At 39.7% G+C, this 2326-nt stretch carries 2 protein-coding genes and 4 tRNA genes; 5 read left to right on the top strand and 1 reads right to left on the bottom strand.

What is annotated here, in order from left to right; translation table 11 throughout:
- Nucleotides 1-381, bottom strand: a 381-nt coding sequence (gene yaaA, locus ABZC96_RS09695; protein WP_373030786.1) for a peroxide stress protein YaaA, incomplete at its 3' end; no start/stop codon positions are given.
- Between the two features lie 157 nt (nucleotides 382-538).
- Here yaaA and ABZC96_RS09700 point away from each other — a divergent pair.
- The 5 genes from ABZC96_RS09700 to tuf form a co-directional block, all read left to right on the top strand.
- Nucleotides 539-615: transfer RNA gene (locus ABZC96_RS09700), tRNA-Thr, on the top strand.
- Between the two features lie 50 nt (nucleotides 616-665).
- Nucleotides 666-750 (top strand) — tRNA-Tyr (locus ABZC96_RS09705).
- Nucleotides 751-773: 23 nt separating this feature from the next.
- Nucleotides 774-849: transfer RNA gene (locus tag ABZC96_RS09710), tRNA-Gly, on the top strand.
- A 119-nt stretch (nucleotides 850-968) separates the two neighbouring features.
- Nucleotides 969-1043, top strand: a tRNA-Thr gene (locus tag ABZC96_RS09715).
- A 123-nt stretch (nucleotides 1044-1166) separates the two neighbouring features.
- Nucleotides 1167-2326: elongation factor Tu (tuf, locus tag ABZC96_RS09720; protein ID WP_373030788.1), on the top strand; the 1160-nt coding region annotated here is incomplete at its 3' end.

Consider the following 2326-nt stretch of genomic DNA (forward strand, 5'->3'; position numbering starts at 1 on the left):
ATACTCAGGGATGAGATCAGAAGCACGGATCGGACCAAATAGATTTGAAAAGAGAATGACATGGCTGTCTATATAGTCTTGTGCATGTCTGTCCAGTTTTTCATAGCCCAGGTAATCAAATGCCACACCTGTGTATCTTTTGATGGCTTTCATCGTGAGTTCATGTATGATATCTTTTTTATGTTCAAGGATATCTGCTTCTTTTTTGAGACCAAACATTTTAGAGAGAGTAGGTATATCACCTTTCTGTAAAACATTCGTATACGCATGTAAGAGTTTGGTTCTGTGAGGTAAGAGGGCCTCAAAAAGTAAAGTAGCAGGGTTAAAAGAGTACTCTCCTCCCGATTTTTTGGTTTCACTTGGTGCCAGTAGTATTTTCATTATATGTAGCCTATAACCTTCATTTTGTATGGGTGTATTCTATAGAAATTACCTAAAAAAGAGAAATTTTTATCAATTTGTCTAAAACCCTTGACATTAAAAACTTTTTTGTCTATAATTCCCGTCCATTTTAAGTGTAACAACTTTTAATGATGGTGCTGGTGTAGCTCAGTTGGCTAGAGCAGCTGATTTGTAATCAGCAGGTCGGGGGTTCGAGTCCCTTCACCAGCTCCATGAAACAAATATAATTATCAGTGTTTGACCAGTAAAGATTTAAACATTAAGGTGAGTTACTCAAGTGGCCAACGAGGGCAGACTGTAAATCTGCTGACTATGTCTTCGAAGGTTCGAATCCTTCACTCACCACCATATGTTAAATCGCATAAAAGATTGCGGGCGTAGCTCAGTGGCTAGAGTTCCTGCCTTCCAAGCAGGCTGTCGAGGGTTCGAATCCCTTCGCCCGCTCCATAAACTGGGAGCTGTGTGAATTATGTATTTAACACACTAATAACTTCACATGTAAAAGCTTTCCTTTTTTATTCATTTATGACTTTAACGCACAAATATTAATTATATACAATAGAGTTGCCCATATGGCTCAGGGGTAGAGCACTTCCTTGGTAAGGAAGAGGTCGTGAGTTCAAGTCTCACTATGGGCTCCACCCTCCATGATGGTATGGACAAAAGTATTACAGCTTTGTAATAGTTCTGTCCATATAGGTATGGGGTCTAAGAAAATTTAGGTATAATACTGCCTTTAAAACATTTTACGCTAGGAGAATAGCATGGCTAAAGAAAAATTCGAACGAACAAAACCGCATGTAAACATCGGTACTATCGGTCACGTTGACCACGGAAAAACTACATTGACTGCTGCAATCACAATGTGTTTAGGTCTTAAAACTGGTGGAGCAACAATGGATTACGATCAAATTGATAATGCACCAGAAGAGAGAGAAAGAGGAATTACTATTGCTACTTCTCACGTTGAGTATGAAACAGAAACTAGACACTACGCTCACGTAGACTGTCCAGGTCACGCTGACTACGTTAAAAACATGATTACTGGTGCTGCTCAAATGGATGGTGCAATCCTTGTTATTGCTGCAACTGATGGTCCAATGGCACAAACTAGAGAACACATCCTTCTTTCTAAGCAAGTAGGTGTCCCATATATCGTTGTATTCTTGAACAAAGAAGACCAACTTGATGATGAAGATAAAGAAGAGATGTTAGAGCTTGTAGAGATGGAAGTACGTGAACTTCTTTCTGAGTATGACTTCCCAGGTGACGATACACCAATCGTAGCTGGTTCTGCATACAAAGCACTTGAAGAAGCTAAAGCTGGTACAGCTGGTGAATGGTCTGAAAAGATTTATGCACTTATGGACGCAGTAGATGAGTATATCCCTGAGCCAGTAAGAGAAACTGATAAAGATTTCCTAATGGCAATCGAAGATATCTTTACTATTCAAGGTCGTGGTACAGTTGTAACTGGTAAAGTTGACAGAGGTACTGTATGTGTTGGTAACGAAGTTGAGATCGTTGGTCTTAAAGATACTCAGAAAACAACTGTAACTGGTGTTGAAATGTTCCGTAAAGAAATGGATTGTGGAGAAGCTGGTGATAACTGTGGTGTTCTTATCCGTGGTATCGATAAAGAGGCAGTACAAAGAGGTATGGTTCTTTGTAAGCCAGGATCAATCACTCCACACACTGCATTTGAAGCTGAGATCTATGTTCTTACTAAAGAAGAAGGTGGTAGACACACTCCATTCTTTAATAACTATAGACCACAGTTCTACGTTCGTACAACAGACGTAACTGGTTCAGTTCAACTTCAAGAAGGTACTGAAATGGTTATGCCAGGAGACAACGTTAAAATCAATGTTGAGCTTATCGCTCCTGTTGCACTTGATGAAGGTACTAAGTTCGCTATCCGTGA

Source organism: Sulfurovum sp. (assembly GCF_041551015.1).
Classification (GTDB): Bacteria; Campylobacterota; Campylobacteria; order Campylobacterales; family Sulfurovaceae; genus Sulfurovum.